Genomic DNA, 17,576 nt, shown 5'->3' with positions numbered 1-17,576 from the left:
GCCGTGCTGTCAAACACATGGAGGAAAAACAGCATGATGAATCATCGATTACAGGCGATCACCTTTGCCCTTGCTATCGGGCTGACGATGCCTTCTTTAGCCGCTACCAGCGCGCCAGATGAGCTTAGTAGCGGGGGAAAAACGTTGGCCGAAGAAAGGGGCGCCGCCGGGGCGCAGGTCAGTATTAATAGCGCCAGCGCGCAGGAGCTGGCGGCGGCGATGAGCGGCGTCGGTCTGAAAAAAGCAGAATCTATAGTCAGCTACCGCGAGAAATACGGTCCTTTTACTGGGGTAGATCAATTGAAGGAGGTTCCCGGTCTCGGCAACACGTTGGTGGAGAGAAATCTGGCGCGCCTCAAACTGTGATCCCTATCCTGAGTCGGCCATTTGCTCTGTAAACCGGATTGCTAACTGCTAATCTCTGAAAGGTCATACCCGTTTTTGTGGCCTTTCAGCGCGGAGAACATGGTTATGCGAACCGTTATAAAAGTACGTGGCTACCATCTTGACGTCTTCCAGCATGTCAATAACGCGCGTTATCTGGAGTTTCTTGAGGAAGCCCGTTGGGCATGGTTGGAAGAAGGAGGATCCTTTCACTGGATGAGCAAAAGGGGCCTGGCGCTGGTCGTCGTTAATATTAATATCAACTATCGCCGCCCGGCAATGATGGGCGACGTGCTGGATGTTGACTGTCAGCTGGTGAAGCTTGGTGGCAAAAGCGGCATCGTTGCACAGCGGGTTTCATTGCAGCCGGACGGAATTGAGATCGCAGATGCCATGTTGACCTTTGTCTGCGTCGATACCAAAACGCAGAGAGCACAGCCGCTGGAAGGGGAGTTGAAAGCACATTTGGCCGGCTTAGCCCCGGGGAGCTGATCAATACCCGCCCCGGGCCGTTACACCAGACCGGTTTTGCGCTTTAACTCCAGCGTGATCGCAGCAGGATTTTGCTGATATTCGCTCAATCCACGGGCGCGCAGATGGCAGGCGGCACAATCGCCACAGCCGTCGCCGATAATACCGTTATAGCAGGTTAGCGTCTGATGACGTATCAGCGGCAGCTGCTGCCAGTAGTCGGCCAGCGCCCAAGTCTCTGCTTTATTCAGCCACATTAGCGGAGTTTCGATGCGCAGTTCACGAGCCATACCGAGGTTAATCGCCTGGTTCAGCGCTTTAACAAATTCATCGCGGCAGTCAGGGTAACCGGAGAAGTCAGTTTCACAGGCACCGGTAACGATCGCTTCTGCTTCAATCTGATAAGCATAAATTGAGGCGAAGGTGAAAAACACGATGTTGCGGCCAGGGACAAAGGTGCTGGGCAGGCCACTGGCTGCGGGATTATAAGCCGGAACTGGTATGTTATCACGCGTCAGGCTGCTGACGGCCAGTTCGTTAAGCATGGTGACATCGAGCACTTTGTGCGCCCGAACACCCAACGACGTTGACAGCTGTTGGGCAACTTCTATTTCAGCGCGGTGGCGCTGGCCGTAGTCAAAGGTGACGCAGTGCACCTCGTCATACTGTTGTAAGGCCTGAATCAAACAGGTTGTGGAGTCCTGCCCACCGCTAAATACAACCACTGCACGCTTCATATTTTGTTTCCCCGATTATCTCACGGGGCTATGGTAATGCCTGGCGGCAAATAAAGGTATCCCCGGTCTTAGTGTTGCTTAACGATTACTGGCCCGTTCCGCTCTGGCTATAGCAGGTTGGCAAGCTCCACGATATAGCGTCAGCATAATTCCCAGCAGGAATGGCAGTAACAGGATCAGCGACTGGAGGCTGATGCTAACGCCGTTCAATTTGCTTTCCAGCGTCACGGCAATTAGAGGAAACACCAGAAATACCAGCGATGCCTGGAAGGGTTTGGCCGTTTGCTGCAGCGCAAAGTAGGCCAGAATACCACCCACCCCGGCGATCACCCCAAGATAAGCTATCGCCAGCAGCGCCTGTGGCGTAAAAGCCTGGTAATCAGGTGATTCACTGAGGCCGACAAGCGTCAGAAGTATCCCGGCACCCATGCAGGGTAGCGCGTTGTAGCTCAGTACCGAGATACCCGCACAGCGTTTTTTGCACTGTACATACATGACTGCATGGATTAGCACTGCCGCGACCAGTGCCAGAATTCCCAGCAGCTGACTTTCTGCGCTGGACTGCGTTTCATGCCACAGTATGGTGCCCAGTGCGCCGGTACTGATGCCAAGGCCAAGCAGCTGTTGCAACGTTGTTTTTTCTCGTAAAAATAACAGTGATGCCGCAAGAACGGCCGCAGGCATTGTGGCAAAAATAATGGCGGCCAGGCTGGAGGAGGTATAGCGTTCGCCGTAAATCATCAGGGTGAACGGGATTGCAAAATAGAAAAGCGTGACGCACAGCTGGAAGCCGCGTTGACCAGCGGGGAATAGCAGAGGGGCTTTTTTATAACGTGCCAACAATAACAGCAGCGGCGCGGCACAAAGAAAGCGCAGCCCGGTAGCGAAAATTGGCGGCACGCTGGCCACGGCAATTTTCATCGCCATCCAGGTGGTTCCCCAGGTAAGGGAAACGGCAGTGAATAGTCCAATGATCAAAATGTTACGATAAATTTTGTTGTTCATCCCGGTCATCCCTGAATGTAAAAGAGGAAAGCAGCAGATTAACGAAATGCCGGGAGAAAAGGTTGCTATAATATTGCTGCTTTTATCATATTAGGGAGAAAATTTTGCTACAAACAGCGCTGGATAAAAAAGACCGTATGCTTTTGAACCTGCTTCAGCAGGATTGTACCTTGTCACTGCAGGTGCTGGCGGATGCCGTAAACCTGACAACAACGCCGTGTTGGAAGCGCTTGAAAAGGCTGGAGGATGAGGGCTATATTCGCGGCCGGGTAGCGCTGTTGAATGGTGAAAAGCTCGGTCTGGATCTCACGGCCTTTGTGTTAATCAAAACTCGTCAGCACAGCAGTGACTGGTACCATCAGTTTGTCAGTGTGGTCCAGGCGATGCCGGAAGTGATGGGTTTTTATCGCATGGCGGGAGAATATGATTATTTGTTGCGGGTACAGGTAACCGATATGAAAAGCTATGATGGCTTCTATAAAACGCTGGTAAACAGCGTTCCCGGCTTACTTGATGTGACCTCGAGCTTTGCCATGGAAGAGATAAAATACACTACCGCTTTACCGGTTGGCCCCTGACAGGGACTGCCGCTAACTTAATCCGGCCAATAATCAGGATGTTCAATTGCGACTTTTTAGCCAACTGAGCTGGTTTTTCTTGCGAGAATGGCGCCGATATCTCGGTGCGGTGCTGCTGCTGATTGTCATTGCTGTACTTCAGCTATTGCCACCTTATGTTGTAGGCAAAATCGTTGACGGCGTCAGCCATGGGGTCATGAGCACCGGGCAGCTGATAATGTGGATTGGCGCAATGATAATCACCGCGATAATCGTCTATTTACTGCGCTATGTCTGGCGCATACTGCTATTTGGTGCCTCTTACCATTTGGCGGTTGAACTGCGTGAAGATTTTTACCGCCAGCTAAGCCGTCAGCACCCTGAATTTTATTTGCGGCACCGCACTGGCGATCTGATTGCCAGAGCCACCAATGACGTTGACCGGGTCGTCTTTGCAGCCGGAGAAGGCGTCCTGACGCTGGTGGACTCACTGGTAATGGGCATGGTGGTGCTGGTGGTGATGAGCAGCCAAATTAGCTGGCAGCTCTCCCTGCTGGCCCTGCTGCCGATGCCGATCATGGCGATGGTGATCAAACATTACGGCGACCAGCTACATCATCGTTTTAAAAGCGCACAGGCCGCCTTCTCCTCATTAAACGATCAAACCCAGGAAAGTCTGAGCAGTATCCGCATGATCAAGGCATTTGGTTTAGAGAACCATCAGTCGGGCCAGTTCGCAGCCATTGCTCAGGATACCGGGGAAAAAAACCTGCGTGTGGCGCGCATTGATGCACGTTTCGATCCCACCATCTACATCGCCATCGCTCTGTCAAACCTGTTGGCTGTCGGTGGGGGGAGTTGGATGGTCTGGCATGGTTCGATGACGCTTGGGCAGCTAACCAGTTTTGTTATGTATCTCGGTTTGATGATCTGGCCAATGCTGGCGCTGGCGTGGATGCTGAATATTGTTGAACGCGGTAGCGCCGCCTGGAGCCGTATCCGCTCGCTGCTGTCCGAAGCGCCGGTGGTCGCCGATGGTAATAAGTCGCTGCCGGAAGGGCGTGGGATGCTGCAAATTGCTATCCGGGAGTTTTGTTATCCTGGCGTGCAGCAGCCTGTGCTACGTAACCTCAATGTGAATATCAAACCCGGGCAAATGCTGGGGCTGTGTGGCTCCACCGGCTCGGGCAAAAGTACGCTACTCAGCCTGATCCAGCGCCATTTTGATATTGAACAGGGGGGCATTCGTTTTCATGCAATCCCACTGCCACAGTTGCGTCTTGACGCCTGGCGCAGCAGGTTGGCGGTAGTCAGCCAAACCCCGTTCCTGTTCTCTGACAGCGTGGCAAAAAATATTGCCTTAGGTCGTCCTGCTGCCACGCAGAGCGAGATTGAGCATGCGGCGCAACTGGCCAACGTGCACGAGGATATACTGCGCTTGCCGCAAGGGTACGAGACGGAGGTAGGCGAACGCGGGGTGATGCTTTCCGGCGGGCAAAAACAGCGTATTTCCATCGCGCGTGCGCTGCTGCTGAATACTGAAATTCTGCTGCTGGATGATGCCCTGTCTGCGGTGGACGCTCGTACTGAACACCAAATTCTGCAAAATTTGCGGCGCTGGGGAGAAGGGCGCACGGTGATCATCAGCGCACATCGTCTATCTGCATTGGCCGAGGCCAGTGAAATTCTGGTATTGCAGTATGGTGCCGTTGCCCAGCGTGGTGATCATGAACAGCTGCTCGCCATGGAAGGCTGGTATCGTGAAATGTATCGCTATCAGCAGCTGGAAGCGGCGTTAGATGAAGATGACATCGTACAGGGAGTGACACATGGCTAATACTACTCGGCTATGGCCGACGATCAAGCGGCTGCTTTCCTACGGTGCACCCTGGCGGAAATCCCTTGGCCTGGCCGTATTAATGTTGTGGATTGCCGCAGCGGCAGAAGTGCTTGGACCGGTGCTGATCGGTTATTTTATTGACCAGTTGGTGGCGAAACACCGTATGCCTTTTGGGCTGGCGGCAGGGCTGGTAACCAGCTACCTGTTGCTACAGCTGCTGGCCGCTTTACTCCATTACTGGCAGGCACTGCGGTTCAACCAGGCCGCAGTTGGCGTGGTACAGCGTTTACGCACCGATGTTATGGATGCCGCTTTGCGCCAACCGTTAAGCGCATTCGATACTCAGCCGGTCGGGCAAATTATCTCGCGGGTGACCAATGATACAGAAGTGGTGCGCGATCTGTATGTCACCGTGGTGGCTACCGTACTGCGCAGTGCTGCGCTGGTCGGTGCGATGCTGGTGGCAATGTTTAGTCTGGACTGGCGCATGGCACTGGTGGCGGTGGCCATTTTTCCGGCGGTGCTGACCGTGATGCTGATCTATCAGCGTTACAGCACGCCTGTTGTGCGCCGGGTGCGCAGTTACCTGGCAGAAATCAATAATGGTTTTAACGAAGTGATTAGCGGCATGAGCGTGATCCAACAGTTTCGTCAGCAGGCCCGTTTTGGCGAACGTATGGGCGAGGCCAGCCGCTCGCACTATCTGGCGCGCATGCAGACGTTACGCCTGGATGGTTTCCTGCTGCGGCCGCTGCTCAGCCTGTTTTCCGCGCTGATACTCTGCGGGCTGATGATGCTTTATGGTTTTTCATCTGTGGGAAGCATTGAAGTCGGCGTGCTCTACGCTTTTATCAGCTATCTCGGCCGGCTCAACGAGCCTCTGATCGAACTGACCACCCAGCAATCGATGCTGCAACAGGCCGTGGTAGCCGGTGAGCGCATTTTCGAGCTGATGGATGCGCCCCGCCAGCCTTATGGTAAAGATATCCAGCCGCTCAGTAGTGGCAGCATCGACATTCGCGACCTGACGTTTGCTTATCGCGCCAGTCGCCCGGTGCTGACGGATATCAATTTGTCGGTGCCGCCGCGCCATTTTGTTGCGCTGGTAGGGCACACCGGCAGCGGTAAAAGCACGCTTGCCAGCCTGCTGATGGGCTACTACCCGTTGAGCGACGGCGAGATCCTGCTTGATAATCGACCATTGCCCTCACTCAGCCATGCCGCACTACGCAACAGCGTGGCGATGGTTCAGCAGGATCCGGTGGTATTAGCTGATACGTTCTTCGCCAATATCACTTTGGGAAGAGAGATAAGTGAGGAAGTGGTTTGGGATGTTCTGGAGAAGGTGCAGCTGGCGGCGCTTGCGCGCTCTATGCCTGAAGGTATTCATACCCGATTGGGGGAGCAGGGTAATTCTCTTTCCGTCGGGCAGAAGCAGCTGTTAGCACTGGCCCGAGTGCTGGTCTCGACGCCTGAAATACTTATCCTTGATGAAGCCACGGCAAATATCGACTCCGGTACCGAGCAGACGGTCCAGCAAGCCCTGCGTGCGGTACGTCAGCGGACTACGCTGGTCGTCATCGCCCATCGACTATCGACGATCACCGAAGCGGATACCATCCTGGTGCTGCATCGCGGACGGGTGGTTGAACGCGGCAGTCATCAGCAGCTATTGGCGGCACGCGGACGCTACTGGCAGATGTATCAGTTGCAGCTGGCTGGCGCGCAGCTTGCCGTGTCATAAGAGTCCGGAAGAGACAATCGCTGTGCTGCACCAAATTCAGGCGAGAAAATGGCCGACGGTGAGAAAAAATGCACTGACTTAATGCATGGCGCACCATGTTGGTGCGTTATTTTTTCTTCTTTTTCTGCTTCTCTCTTTTCGTTCAAATGCAGTCTCAGCCAGGTATCAGCCCGACATTGACTCATCATATGAAATCTTCAGTTATTCAACTGTGGCACAGCCTTTGCTTAATAGACAGGTGTTGCTGAGACAGCCATATTTTAATCCTGGGGGATCGTATGAAGCTGGTTACCGTGGTAATCAAACCGTTTAAACTGGAAGACGTGCGTGAAGCGCTGTCGTCTATCGGCATTCAGGGACTCACCGTCACTGAAGTTAAAGGCTTTGGCCGTCAGAAAGGGCATGCGGAGCTGTATCGCGGTGCGGAATACAGCGTGAACTTCCTGCCAAAAGTAAAAATTGACATCGCTATTGCGGAAGACCAGTTGGATGAAGTTGTGGATGTCATCAGCAAAGCGGCCTACACCGGAAAAATAGGTGACGGGAAGATTTTCGTTGCAGAGCTGCAGCGGGTCATCCGCATTCGTACCGGTGAAACTGATGAAGCAGCACTGTAATCCGGGGCTAAGAATAGAATAGATGGGATGGGATAAAATGAAAAAAATTGCTACCTTCTGCCTCGCCGGGGCCACTTTTTTACCGTCGCTGGCAATGGCTGCTGCACCCGCAGTCGCCGACAAAGCTGATAATGCTTTTATGATGATCTGTACTGCCCTGGTGCTTTTTATGACCATTCCCGGCATTGCACTATTTTATGGCGGTTTAATTCGTGCGAAAAACGTGCTGTCAATGCTGACTCAGGTTGCCATGACTTTCGCCCTGGTTTGCGTATTGTGGATGGTCTACGGTTATTCTCTGGCATTCAGCGAGGGCAACGCATTCTTTGGCAGCTTTAACTGGGCGATGCTGAAAAATATCGCGCCTGGTGCACTGATGGGGTCTTTTTATCAGTATATTCATATCGCTTTCCAGGCGTCCTTTGCTTGTATCACCGTTGGTTTAATTGTTGGCGCTATCGCTGAACGCATCCGTTTTTCTGCGGTGCTGATTTTCGTGGTTATCTGGTTGACATTTGCCTACCTGCCAATTGCTCATATGGTGTGGGCCGGCGGTTTCCTCGCTCAGGACGGTGCGCTGGACTTTGCCGGGGGGACGGTGGTTCATATTAACGCCGCCGTTGCGGGGCTGGTCGGAGCTTATCTGGTGGGTAAACGTGCCGGTTTCGGTAAAGAAGCCCTTAAACCGCATAATCTGCCGATGGTGTTTACCGGAACGGCGATCCTTTACTTTGGCTGGTTTGGCTTTAACGCCGGCTCGGCCAGCGCAGCCAATCAAATTGCGGCTCTTGCCTTCCTCAATACGGTGATCGCGACCGCTGGTGCGATGCTAAGCTGGACCTTCGGCGAATGGGCGCTACGCGGTAAGCCCTCACTGCTGGGCGTCAGCTCCGGTGCTATCGCCGGCCTGGTTGCCATAACTCCTGCTTGTGGGTACGTAGGTGTTGGTGGTGCGTTAATTATCGGAGCGATCGGCGGACTGGCCGGCCTGTGGGGGGTAACCACCTTGAAAAAATGGCTGCGTGTTGATGACCCTTGTGATGTGTTCGGCGTGCATGGCGTATGCGGGATTGTTGGTTGCATCCTGACCGGTGTCTTCGCGTCTTCTTCATTGGGTGGAGTGGGCTATGCCGAGGGGGTGACTATGGGCCATCAGGTTTGGGTACAACTGTTCAGTGTTGGTCTGACCATCGTCTGGACTGCAGTGGTCGCTTTCGTCGGCTTCAAAGTGGCGGATATGGCTGTTGGTCTGCGTGTTCCGGAAGAGCAGGAGCGCGAAGGTCTGGATGTTAACAGCCACGGCGAGAATGCTTATAACAATTAATGTTTGGCATGAAAAGCCGAAGCCAAAAGTTAAGCGGGCCATTCAAGGCCCGCTTTTTTTATGCCACCAGGGTGTTATGAGTTTTGACGTATGACGCCTTCCTGTACGGTAGAAGCCACCAGGCTGCCCTGCTGATTGTAGAACTCACCGCGCACAAAGCCTCGGGCGCCGGAGGCGGAGGTGCTTTCTACGCTGTACAGCAGCCATTCATTGAGATCGAACGGACGGTGGAACCACATCGAATGGTCGATGGTGGCAACCTGCATGCCTGGCTCCAGAAAACCCTTACCGTGTGGTTGCAGCGCGACAGGGAGAAGATTGTAATCTGAAGCATAGCCCAGCAAATATTGATGAATACGTTTGTCGGAGGGCAGGGTGCCGTTCGCGCGTATCCAACTATAGCGCACCGGCTCACTGACGTGGCCTTGCAACGGGTTATGGAATTCAACCGGGCGGATTTCGAACGGTCTCTCGGCTAAAAACTTTTTACGGGCTTTTTCAGGAATAAACTGCACCATCTGGCGGGTCATATCAGACTCGGATGGCAGTGCATCAGGCTCGGGCACCTTGGGCATCGTTTTTTGGTGCTCAAAACCACTCTCATGGCCCTGGAATGAAGCGGTCATGTAAAAGATCGGCTGACCATTTTGCACTGCCTTTACGCGGCGGGCGCTGAAGCTTTGCCCGTCACGCAAATTTTCCACATCATAGATAATGGTTTTCTGGCTGTCGCCCGGACGCAAAAAATAGCTGTGAAATGAATGGGTGACGCGATCCTGCGGCACCGTTTGTTTGGCGGCGTACAGCGCCTGGCCTACCACCTGGCCGCCGAAAACCTGTCGCAGACCAAGATTTTCACTTTGTGCGCGAAACAGACCCTCTTCCAGCTTTTCCAGATCCAGCAGGTTTAACAGATTATGCAATGCCTGACTCATACCCGGTTCCTCAATATTTTTTACTACTGCAGTTTGCGAGATCCGACCAGCCAACGTCAATAACGGGTCGTATGAGCTTTTCTAAGACGGCCTGCACATGAAAATAGCCACATACAGGAAAAAATCAGCAACTTGTGCCAGTATTAAATCCACCAAAGTAGTAAAAATTGGCCAATCAGTGGCAATGTTTTGCCGTAGCACTGAGTTAAGGAGAAATGATTAATGAAAATCTGGCAAGTATTAAGTAGCGCAGCGCTGGCCGTTGCAATTTCGGGTTGTGCCGATAAAAGCACAAATGTGCCAACTCCTACACTGGGATCTCAGGTCGCCGGGCAGTCATCGACGCTGAGAATGCCTAATGTTAGCGGTACGGTATGGATCCGTCAGAAAATCGCTCTCCCCCCCAACGCGGTACTGACGGTCACCCTCTCTGATGCCTCATTGGCTGATGCGCCGTCTAAAATTCTGGCGCAGCGGGTGGTACGCACCGAAGGAGCACAGGCACCTTTCCGCTTTGTCCTGCCATTTGAACCCGCAGATATTAAGCCAAATGCGCGCATTTTGTTGAGTGCGGCAGTGACGGTTGATGGCAAGTTGCTGTTTATTACCGATACGGTGAAGCAGGCTGTTACCAGCGGCGGCACACGGCAGGACTTGACGCTGGTTCCGGTTCCTTCAGTCGCCATACCAACTCATAGTGGAACGGCGAGTACTGTACCTTTAACGTCACCTACTCAGGTTACCCCATCATCCAGCGTGCCGGCTCCGACATCGCTCTAACGACAGCGCCCCGCAAGGGGCGTTACAGGCGTTGCCAGCGGTAGCGCTGCAGACAAATTTTACCTTCCAGAGAAACTTCTATGTCTTCGCTTAACAGCGCCTGACGCTGCCGGGCAAAATCATCTCCGGCCAATGCGATTTCCCCTTTACGATTTATCACCCGGTGCCAGGGCAGTTTGCTGCCTGCAGGCAACCGCTTCAGTACACCACCGACCTGGCGGGCGGCGCGGGGTGAACCGGCCAGCAGGGCTACGTCACCGTATGTTGTCACCGATCCAAAAGGAATGGCGGCGATGATATGCCAGATTCGTTGTGTGAAGTTGTCAGATTCCGAACTCATGATGCTCCAGGCCGGGAAAAAAGCTGCAAATTGAGCAAGAAAACAACGGTCATCAGGAGGTGGCTTGCAATTGGTAAGGGCATCATTGATAATGCTTTCGCTCTGATTATTCTGAGCACTCAATGGGGGCCCTGTTGGTTCTCCCGCAACGCTAATTTGTGAACTCGGTCAGGTCCGGAAGGAAGCAGCCGTAACAGATGACGCGTGTGCCGGGATGTAGCTGGCAGGGCCCCCACCCAATTCTGCCTTAGCCAGCTATTCGCTTTCTTAATTCTGCTTCTCAAAACCTTTTACATTTTTAACGGACAAACTTCCAGACGGCAACCGGTACTTTGTCGTACAGCTTATTCATGGTTAGTTCGGCAAGACGGTGATCGGCGGCTGAATAAAATACAGCCAGTTCATCATCAGATAATTCATACTTGTTCTTTTCAATCACGCGTTCCAGGGTGTCGATTGAACGACAACGTCTGAGGCGCATCAGGTAGTCAGTTTTCGTAAGAAGTTTGTCAGTCATTATTAAACCGTAGAAAGAGTTATGGGCTGCTAAAATGAATGGCTGGATTGAACCTGGCTCATTAGGCATTCTTTAGCAAAAATGTTAAACAATCGCTTCGCTGATTTTTGCCAGCGTTGTAAGTCATGAGTATTGACGCCATAATTGCTGAAAAGCATAAAGGTGTCGTCCAGATACTCATCAATCTGACTTATCAAATCGCAGTCTTCGATATGCTTGATTTTGTAATTCATAGTGAATGCTGCAATGTGCTCTATCAGGTCGTTAAGCTGTAGATTGCTCGTTGAGGTGGGGTCGTTAACCCAGCCATGGTGGCTGTCGCCTAACGTAGCCAGACTTTCATCATACAGGTTTTCACATAAGAATTTCAGCTGCGCAATATCATGCCTTTTCGGTGAGTATTCGTCCATCATTTTTCCCTCCATAGCTCGCGAAACATGTCATTAAGCCGCACTTGTAAACTCAGTGAGCCTGGAATTGATAATTACGACGCGACTATGAACATCTGTACAAATATAACCTGGTATGAATTATCTGTATGGGTGATGACTAAATATTACAGTTCGTCTGACATCATTTGGCGATGGTTATCAACAAAGTCAAAAATCAGTTCGTTTGGACGGTAACTAAAATTGACCGACTGCTTGATTGTTTCGTTCGCATCAATATCCAGACAGGCATTGAACAAGTTCCAGCAAAAACTGTAGTTCATTTTATAACGCGATTGTCCCAAATGTTCCAGGGAAATCATTCTGATAGCATCGGGAACATATCGCGCATCAGGTGAATACCAATCAAGGGAACCGACCAGGTCAGTCTCTATTTTTGGAATTAACTGTTGGATTTCTGACATTAATTCAAGTGGGTTAGCTTCAGTTTGGCTGTACTTTACTGGTAAAGTTTTGAGCATTTTTTCCTCGCGGAGATATTTTTTTACCCAGGATAGTTGCCAGAAATCGTTAAACAGGCGACCAGTCAATTGCAGTATAGCCTATCACAATGACTAAGTGGTCAAATATTCCCCTGTCTGCATTGCCGTCATACAGGTATAAGAGGGTGGTTGAGTTTTATTTATATATAGGCGGATGTCGAAAGAGAAGTTGTGTGTAATAAATAGATACATTTCATTTTTGATTGCTTCCACGCCGTCAAGTCGCTGACTACCGCAGTGCTCGGGAACTGAGAAAGACTTTTTCCGTACCACGGGGGACGTGGGTTTCTGGCCATGCAGTGGCTGACTGAGAGACACGAGTCGCCAGCATCTATAAACCGCGCCACAGCACCCGTTGGAGGAAAAAAAGGACAGCTGGCGCTGTCCTTGATTTGAATCCGGGTGGCACTATTCTGTGCGCCGCGACAGTCACTGTCAGCGCTTCTTCTTGCCACCTCTGCCCTGTACGGCTTTGAAGCGCGGGTTGCTTTTGCAAATCACAAATATGCGGCCGTGACGGCGAACGACTTTGCAATCCTTATGGCGTTTTTTGGCCGATGCCAGCGAGCTGAGAACCTGCATCATATTCCCCTTATTTTTTCATTGCGCCAAGAAAACTGCCGAATCTCTGATTGAAGCGCGCAGCGCTGCCTTCTTTGGCAAAATCTTTTTGCTTGCCGGTATAGTAAACGTGTGAAGCGGAGGAAACATCCAACGGCACATAGGGCATATCTTCACCTTCATGCTGGATGGTTCGGTCAGTTTTAATGGTGGAACCTACAACAAAATAAGCATCGGCCGTTGTGTCATGGAACACAACCTTGCGGTAAACAGGATGAATTTTCGGTTTCATTATTACCTCAAATGATATGTTATAATATAACATAAATTATGCGCCGACGTTTCCTGAATTGCAACCACTTAAAGGCTATATTTAAGGCAAAAAAAAGAGGCAGCACAGTTATCCCGGCGGCCTCTTACTTCCTCACAACAGCTGTGGTTAAGTGTTAATCCACAGGGTGGCTATGTTCAATATCTTCTTTGTTTTTACTGAAGCGGCGGCGCACGACCACAAAGAACACCGGTACAAAGAATATTGCCAGCACGGTTGCGGTGACCATGCCGCCCATTACGCCAGTACCTACGGCGTTCTGGGCGCCGGAACCGGCACCGCTGCTGATTGCTAACGGCAGAACGCCGAGGATAAACGCCAGTGAGGTCATCAGGATTGGGCGTAAACGCATACGCACCGCTTCCAGCGTTGCCTCAACCAGACCTTTTCCTTCTTTCTCCATCAGGTCTTTGGCAAACTCAACAATCAGGATGGCGTTTTTCGCCGATAGCCCGATGGTGGTTAGCAGCCCTACCACAAAGTAGGCATCATTACTCAGCCCACGCAGAGTGGTGAAAATTAATGCGCCGATAACCCCAAGCGGTACTACCAGCATAACGGCAAAGGGTATAGACCAGCTCTCGTACAGCGCAGCCAGACACAGGAACACTACAATCAATGAAATGGCATACAGTGCCGGAGCCTGATTACCCGATAGTCGTTCCTGGTAAGACATGCCGGTCCAGTCATAGCCGATACCGGTTGGCAACTTAGACGCCAGCTCTTGCATCAGGTCCATCGCTTCACCGGAGCTTTTGCCTGCCGCCGGCTGGCCCAGCAATTCCATCGAAGGCAGACCGTTATAGCGTTCCAGACGTGGTGAACCGTAAACCCACTGCGCGGAAGCAAAGGCGTTAAACGACACCATTTCCCCGTTGGTAGCGCGAACATACCAGTTACCAATGTCATCTGGCAGCATGCGGTAAGGAGCACCACCCATCACGTACACTTTCTTCACACGGCCACGGTCAATGAAGTCATTGACGTATGAACCACCCCAGGCAGCAGCGAGCGTCGTGTTGATATCAGACAGCGATACCCCCAACGCCTGTGCTTTTTCCTGGTCGATGGTCAGTTTGTACTGTGGGGTATCTTCCAGACCGTTTGGACGCACACCAACCAGCGTATCTGAATGCTGGGCAATCATGCCCAACAGCTGGTTGCGTGCCGCAGTGAGTTTTTCATGGCCCAGGCCACCCTGATCGATAAGCTGGAAGTCAAAACCGGTGGCGGTTCCAAGTTCAACAATAGCCGGCAGGTTGAACGGGATCACCATCGCATCTTTGATCGCCGAAAGTGCGCCCATTGCCCGCCCGGTAATGGCCGGAACTTTGTTAGCTGCACCGGAACGTTCATCCCAGGGCTTCAGGCTGACAAAAGCCAGCCCGGTATTTTGCCCGCGCCCGGCAAAGCCAAAGCCGTTAACGGTAAATACCGAGTTAACGTTCGCTTTTTCTTTATTCAGGTAGTAATCCGTTACCTGGTCCAGCACTTTCTGGGTACGTTCCTGGGTTGCGCCAGCAGGCAGCTGCGCCATGGTCAGGAATACCCCCTGGTCCTCCTCCGGCAGGAAGGCGGTTGGCAGACGCAGGAACAGGAATGCCATACCCACCACAATCAGCAGATAGATCACCAGATAACGGCCCGTGCTGCGCACAATGTGGCCGACACTGTCGGTATAGTGATGGGTGCTCTTGTCAAACAGTCGGTTAAACCAGCCGAAGAAGCCGGTGGTTTTGCCGTGATCGCCTTTGTTAACTGGCTTCAGCATGGTGGCACAAAGTGCCGGGGTCAGAATCAGTGCAACAATGACCGACAGCACCATCGCCGAAACGATGGTAATCGAGAACTGGCGGTAGATAACGCCGGTAGAGCCACCGAAGAAGGCCATCGGGATAAATACCGCTGACAGCACCAGAGCGATGCCGACCAGCGCGCCCTGGATCTGATCCATTGATTTGCGCGTGGCTTCTTTCGGCGGCAGGCCCTCTTCGGCCATGACACGCTCGACGTTTTCCACCACTACGATGGCGTCATCGACCAGCAGGCCGATAGCCAGCACCATCCCGAACATCGTCAGGGTATTGATTGAATACCCGAAGGCACTGATTATGGCGAAAGTACCCAGCAATACTACCGGCACCGCGATCGTTGGGATCAGGGTGGCGCGGAAGTTCTGCAGGAACAGATACATCACCAGGAATACCAGCACGATAGCTTCAACGAGCGTTTTAACCACTTCATTAATTGAAATTTTAACGAATGGCGTGGTGTCATACGGGTAAACCACTTTCAGCCCTGAAGGGAAGAACGGCTCCAGTTTACCCAGCTCCGCTTTCACTGCCGCTGCGGTGTCCAGTGCGTTTGCTCCGGTTGCCAGCTTGATACCCAAACCTGAAGCAGGTTGCCCATTATAGCGAGCAATCACCTCATAATTCTCACCGCCCAGCTCAATATGCGCCACGTCACTCAGGCGCACGCGTGAACCGTCAGCATTCACTTTCAGCAGGATTTTCCCAAACTCTTCCGTCGACGTCAGACGAGTCTGCGCGATGATCGATGCATTCAACTGTTGGCCTTTAACCGGCGGTGAACCACCGAGTTGGCCAGCCGCGACCTGGGCGTTTTGCGTGTTAATCGCACTGATAACGTCTACCGGGGTAAGCTGGTAGTTGTTCAGTTTGTGCGGGTCCATCCAGATACGCATCGCATATTGCGCCCCGAACAGCTGAGTATCACCCACGCCGGAAACACGACTGATCGGATCTTTGATATTAGAGCCAACATAGTCGGAGATATCGTTCTGCGTCATGGTGCCGCTGTCGTTAATGAAACCGGCGACCATCAGGAAGCTGCTGGAGGATTTCTGTACGCGGATCCCCTGTTGTTGGACTTCTTGCGGCAGCAGCGGCGTTGCCAGCTGCAGCTTGTTCTGCACCTGAACCTGAGCGATATCGGCATCAGTACCGGACTCGAATGTCAGGGTAAGCTGCAGCGTACCTGACGAGTCACTGCTGGAACCCATATACATCAGGCCGTCGATGCCATTCATGTTTTGTTCGATAACCTGCGTGACGGAGTCCTGCAGCGTTTTCGCATCGGCACCCGGGTAGGTAGCCGTGATCTCAATTGCCGGCGGAGCAACGTTAGGATATTGCTCAATCGGCAGTTTCAGGATCGACAGCGTACCCGCCAACATAATAATGATGGCGATAACCCAGGCGAAGATAGGGCGATCGATAAAAAACTTAGCCATGTATCAGCGGCTCCTGTTAAGACTTCGGTTTTTCAGATTGCGCCTGGGTCGTTGCGTTGGCGCTATCGTCGCTCACTTCCTGTGGTGTCACCGTTGCACCGGGTTTCACCCGCTGCAGACCGGTAATAATAACGCGGTCGCCGGCGTTAAGACCTTCAGTGACCAGCCACTTATCACCTACAGCCCGATCGGCGGTCAGATTACGTGATTCAACCTTGTTATCCGGGCCGACCACCATGGCAGTTGCCTGGCCAGTTGGCGTGCGCGTTACGCCTTGCTGAGAGACTAACAGCGCGTTCGGGTTGGTGCCTTCATCCAGACGTGCACGGACAAACATGCCCGGCAGCAAGTTATGATCCGGGTTAGGGAAAATGGCGCGCAGAGTGATGGAGCCGGTGGTCTCATCAACGGTAACATCAGAGAATTCTAATGTTCCACTTTGGGCGTATTCACTCCCATTTTGCAAAAGCAGTTTAACTTCCGCTTTTCCGTTGGTCTGCTGCAACTTACCGGAAGCCAGCTCTTCACGCAGGCGCATAAAGTCTTCACTGGGCTGCGTCACGTCAACATAGATTGGATCCAGCTGCTGTACGCTTGCCAGCGCGGTCGTTTGTGCGCTGGTGACCAACGCCCCTTCGGTCACGGAAGATTTACCAATGCGCCCATCGATCGGCGAGGTGACTTTGGTATAGGCAAGATTAATATGAGCTGACTCTACCGCTGCCCGTGCCGCCACAACGGCCGCTGCCGTCTGGCTCTGGGTGGCGACAGCCGTGTCGTAGTCCTGCTGGCTGATGTACTGAGTCCCCATCAGGGGTTTATAGCGTTTTACGGTTGTTGCAGCAATTTGCGCATTAGCCTGTGCCTGTGCCAGATCGCCTTTAGCGCTATCGTATGCGGCCTGATAGGTCGCCGGATCGATTTGATATAGAGACTCACCAGCCTTGATATCGCTACCCTCAACGAAGTTGCGTTTCAAGATAATGCCTGAAACCTGTGGGCGAACTTCTGCGACTCGGAACGACGAGGTACGACCTGGCAGATCGGTAGTAATTTTAAGCGGGGCGCTTTTTAACGTTGTGATGCCTACTTCTGGTGCCTGCTGTTGTCCAGTCTGCTGCGAATCTTTGTTATCACACGCAGTCAGCGCTAAGCTCCCTGAAAGCATCAGAACGGCCGCCAGAGGCGTTAGCCCTCTGTTTTTGTTCATAAATAAACCTCGAATGTCCGATATCGATTGTTCAAT

The 17,576-nt window shown here is 52.4% G+C and carries 19 protein-coding genes and 1 other RNA gene; 9 read left to right on the top strand and 11 right to left on the bottom strand.

All coding sequences use genetic code 11. The features are described 5' to 3' along the window. Positions 1 to 33 precede the first annotated feature (33 nt). Entirely contained in the window at positions 34 to 366 is a 333-nt protein-coding gene (locus tag EPYR_RS13140; protein ID WP_014539275.1) for a helix-hairpin-helix domain-containing protein, read from the top strand. A 105-nt stretch (positions 367 to 471) separates the two neighbouring features. Beyond that, the gene (locus tag EPYR_RS13135) at positions 472 to 876 is read left to right on the top strand and encodes an acyl-CoA thioesterase (protein WP_012668872.1); all 405 of its coding nucleotides are present in this window, start codon (positions 472 to 474) and stop codon (positions 874 to 876) included. Positions 877 to 896: 20 nt separating this feature from the next. Here the strand turns inward: EPYR_RS13135 and queC are convergent, their stop codons facing one another. Continuing rightward, entirely contained in the window at positions 897 to 1,592 is a 696-nt protein-coding gene (gene queC / locus EPYR_RS13130; protein ID WP_012668871.1) for a 7-cyano-7-deazaguanine synthase QueC, read from the bottom strand. Positions 1,593 to 1,670: 78 nt separating this feature from the next. Continuing rightward, positions 1,671 to 2,597: a DMT family transporter gene (locus EPYR_RS13125; protein ID WP_012668870.1), complete on the bottom strand. Its 927-nt coding sequence runs from the start codon at positions 2,595 to 2,597 to the stop codon at positions 1,671 to 1,673. 104 nt (positions 2,598 to 2,701) lie between these two features. On the opposite strand from EPYR_RS13125, the gene EPYR_RS13120 reads away from it, so the two are divergent. The 5 genes from EPYR_RS13120 to amtB all read left to right on the top strand — a co-directional run bounded on the left by EPYR_RS13120 (position 2,702) and on the right by amtB (position 8,679). Then, positions 2,702 to 3,175, top strand: a complete 474-nt coding sequence (locus EPYR_RS13120; RefSeq protein WP_012668869.1) for an Lrp/AsnC family transcriptional regulator — start codon at positions 2,702 to 2,704, stop codon at positions 3,173 to 3,175. A gap of 46 nt (positions 3,176 to 3,221) precedes the next feature. Beyond that, positions 3,222 to 4,991 (top strand): SmdA family multidrug ABC transporter permease/ATP-binding protein, encoded by a 1,770-nt coding sequence (locus EPYR_RS13115; RefSeq protein ID WP_012668868.1) that lies wholly within the window; start codon positions 3,222 to 3,224, stop codon positions 4,989 to 4,991. Then, positions 4,984 to 6,738, top strand: coding sequence for a SmdB family multidrug efflux ABC transporter permease/ATP-binding protein (locus EPYR_RS13110; RefSeq protein ID WP_012668867.1), 1,755 nt, complete (start codon positions 4,984 to 4,986; stop codon positions 6,736 to 6,738). Before EPYR_RS13115 ends, EPYR_RS13110 begins: the two co-directional genes overlap by 8 nt. Before the next feature lie 278 nt (positions 6,739 to 7,016). Next, entirely contained in the window at positions 7,017 to 7,355 is a 339-nt protein-coding gene (gene glnK / locus EPYR_RS13105; RefSeq protein WP_012668866.1) for a P-II family nitrogen regulator, read from the top strand. 22 nt (positions 7,356 to 7,377) lie between these two features. Continuing rightward, a complete protein-coding gene (gene amtB, locus EPYR_RS13100) occupies positions 7,378 to 8,679 on the top strand; it encodes an ammonium transporter AmtB (protein WP_012668865.1) in 1,302 nt (433 codons plus the stop codon). 74 nt (positions 8,680 to 8,753) lie between these two features. Here the strand turns inward: amtB and tesB are convergent, their stop codons facing one another. After that, on the bottom strand, positions 8,754 to 9,614 hold the full coding sequence (gene tesB, locus EPYR_RS13095; protein WP_012668864.1) for an acyl-CoA thioesterase II: 861 nt from the start codon (positions 9,612 to 9,614) through the stop codon (positions 8,754 to 8,756). Between the two features lie 222 nt (positions 9,615 to 9,836). On the opposite strand from tesB, the gene EPYR_RS13090 reads away from it, so the two are divergent. Then, positions 9,837 to 10,394 carry a YbaY family lipoprotein gene (locus EPYR_RS13090; protein ID WP_012668863.1) on the top strand — a complete coding sequence of 186 codons (558 nt, stop codon included), beginning with the start codon at positions 9,837 to 9,839 and terminating at the stop codon, positions 10,392 to 10,394. Between the two features lie 22 nt (positions 10,395 to 10,416). On the opposite strand, the gene EPYR_RS13085 is transcribed toward EPYR_RS13090, so the two are convergent. Beyond that, positions 10,417 to 10,734, bottom strand: a complete 318-nt coding sequence (locus tag EPYR_RS13085) for an MGMT family protein (RefSeq protein WP_012668862.1) — start codon at positions 10,732 to 10,734, stop codon at positions 10,417 to 10,419. A 132-nt stretch (positions 10,735 to 10,866) separates the two neighbouring features. Here EPYR_RS13085 and ffs point away from each other — a divergent pair. Further along, positions 10,867 to 10,963: signal recognition particle sRNA small type (gene ffs / locus EPYR_RS19440), an RNA gene on the top strand. Positions 10,964 to 11,032: 69 nt separating this feature from the next. On the opposite strand, the gene EPYR_RS13080 is transcribed toward ffs, so the two are convergent. The 7 genes from EPYR_RS13080 to EPYR_RS13050 all read right to left on the bottom strand — a co-directional run bounded on the left by EPYR_RS13080 (position 11,033) and on the right by EPYR_RS13050 (position 17,540). Continuing rightward, complete coding sequence (locus tag EPYR_RS13080) at positions 11,033 to 11,251, bottom strand: HHA domain-containing protein (RefSeq protein ID WP_004156337.1); 219 nt, start codon at positions 11,249 to 11,251, stop codon at positions 11,033 to 11,035. A gap of 29 nt (positions 11,252 to 11,280) precedes the next feature. Then, the gene (tomB, locus tag EPYR_RS13075) at positions 11,281 to 11,661 is read right to left on the bottom strand and encodes an Hha toxicity modulator TomB (protein ID WP_012668861.1); all 381 of its coding nucleotides are present in this window, start codon (positions 11,659 to 11,661) and stop codon (positions 11,281 to 11,283) included. Between the two features lie 146 nt (positions 11,662 to 11,807). Further along, entirely contained in the window at positions 11,808 to 12,161 is a 354-nt protein-coding gene (locus EPYR_RS13070) for a hypothetical protein (RefSeq protein ID WP_012668860.1), read from the bottom strand. 456 nt (positions 12,162 to 12,617) lie between these two features. Next, positions 12,618 to 12,764 carry a type B 50S ribosomal protein L36 gene (gene ykgO / locus EPYR_RS13065; RefSeq protein ID WP_012668859.1) on the bottom strand — a complete coding sequence of 49 codons (147 nt, stop codon included), beginning with the start codon at positions 12,762 to 12,764 and terminating at the stop codon, positions 12,618 to 12,620. Positions 12,765 to 12,774: 10 nt separating this feature from the next. Then, positions 12,775 to 13,035 carry a type B 50S ribosomal protein L31 gene (locus EPYR_RS13060; RefSeq protein WP_012668858.1) on the bottom strand — a complete coding sequence of 87 codons (261 nt, stop codon included), beginning with the start codon at positions 13,033 to 13,035 and terminating at the stop codon, positions 12,775 to 12,777. A gap of 154 nt (positions 13,036 to 13,189) precedes the next feature. Continuing rightward, complete coding sequence (acrB, locus tag EPYR_RS13055) at positions 13,190 to 16,330, bottom strand: multidrug efflux RND transporter permease subunit AcrB (protein ID WP_012668857.1); 3,141 nt, start codon at positions 16,328 to 16,330, stop codon at positions 13,190 to 13,192. A gap of 16 nt (positions 16,331 to 16,346) precedes the next feature. Then, complete coding sequence (locus EPYR_RS13050; protein WP_012668856.1) at positions 16,347 to 17,540, bottom strand: efflux RND transporter periplasmic adaptor subunit; 1,194 nt, start codon at positions 17,538 to 17,540, stop codon at positions 16,347 to 16,349. Positions 17,541 to 17,576 lie beyond the last annotated feature (36 nt).

The organism is Erwinia pyrifoliae DSM 12163 (genome assembly GCF_000026985.1).
GTDB lineage: Bacteria > Pseudomonadota > Gammaproteobacteria > Enterobacterales > Enterobacteriaceae > Erwinia > Erwinia pyrifoliae.
This window is presented reverse-complemented; position numbering and strand designations above follow the sequence as displayed.

Coding starts and splice junctions, on each gene's coding strand:
- EPYR_RS13140 (WP_014539275.1), top strand. CDS start 34: ATGATGAATCATCGATTACAGGCGATCACCTTTGCCCTTGCTATCGGG.
- EPYR_RS13135 (WP_012668872.1), top strand. CDS start 472: ATGCGAACCGTTATAAAAGTACGTGGCTACCATCTTGACGTCTTCCAG.
- queC (WP_012668871.1), bottom strand. CDS start 1,592: ATGAAGCGTGCAGTGGTTGTATTTAGCGGTGGGCAGGACTCCACAACC.
- EPYR_RS13125 (WP_012668870.1), bottom strand. CDS start 2,597: ATGAACAACAAAATTTATCGTAACATTTTGATCATTGGACTATTCACT.
- EPYR_RS13110 (WP_012668867.1), top strand. CDS start 4,984: ATGGCTAATACTACTCGGCTATGGCCGACGATCAAGCGGCTGCTTTCC.
- glnK (WP_012668866.1), top strand. CDS start 7,017: ATGAAGCTGGTTACCGTGGTAATCAAACCGTTTAAACTGGAAGACGTG.
- amtB (WP_012668865.1), top strand. CDS start 7,378: ATGGGATGGGATAAAATGAAAAAAATTGCTACCTTCTGCCTCGCCGGG.
- tesB (WP_012668864.1), bottom strand. CDS start 9,614: ATGAGTCAGGCATTGCATAATCTGTTAAACCTGCTGGATCTGGAAAAG.
- EPYR_RS13090 (WP_012668863.1), top strand. CDS start 9,837: ATGAAAATCTGGCAAGTATTAAGTAGCGCAGCGCTGGCCGTTGCAATT.
- EPYR_RS13085 (WP_012668862.1), bottom strand. CDS start 10,734: ATGAGTTCGGAATCTGACAACTTCACACAACGAATCTGGCATATCATC.
- EPYR_RS13080 (WP_004156337.1), bottom strand. CDS start 11,251: ATGACTGACAAACTTCTTACGAAAACTGACTACCTGATGCGCCTCAGA.
- tomB (WP_012668861.1), bottom strand. CDS start 11,661: ATGGACGAATACTCACCGAAAAGGCATGATATTGCGCAGCTGAAATTC.
- EPYR_RS13070 (WP_012668860.1), bottom strand. CDS start 12,161: ATGCTCAAAACTTTACCAGTAAAGTACAGCCAAACTGAAGCTAACCCA.
- ykgO (WP_012668859.1), bottom strand. CDS start 12,764: ATGCAGGTTCTCAGCTCGCTGGCATCGGCCAAAAAACGCCATAAGGAT.
- EPYR_RS13060 (WP_012668858.1), bottom strand. CDS start 13,035: ATGAAACCGAAAATTCATCCTGTTTACCGCAAGGTTGTGTTCCATGAC.
- acrB (WP_012668857.1), bottom strand. CDS start 16,330: ATGGCTAAGTTTTTTATCGATCGCCCTATCTTCGCCTGGGTTATCGCC.
- EPYR_RS13050 (WP_012668856.1), bottom strand. CDS start 17,540: ATGAACAAAAACAGAGGGCTAACGCCTCTGGCGGCCGTTCTGATGCTT.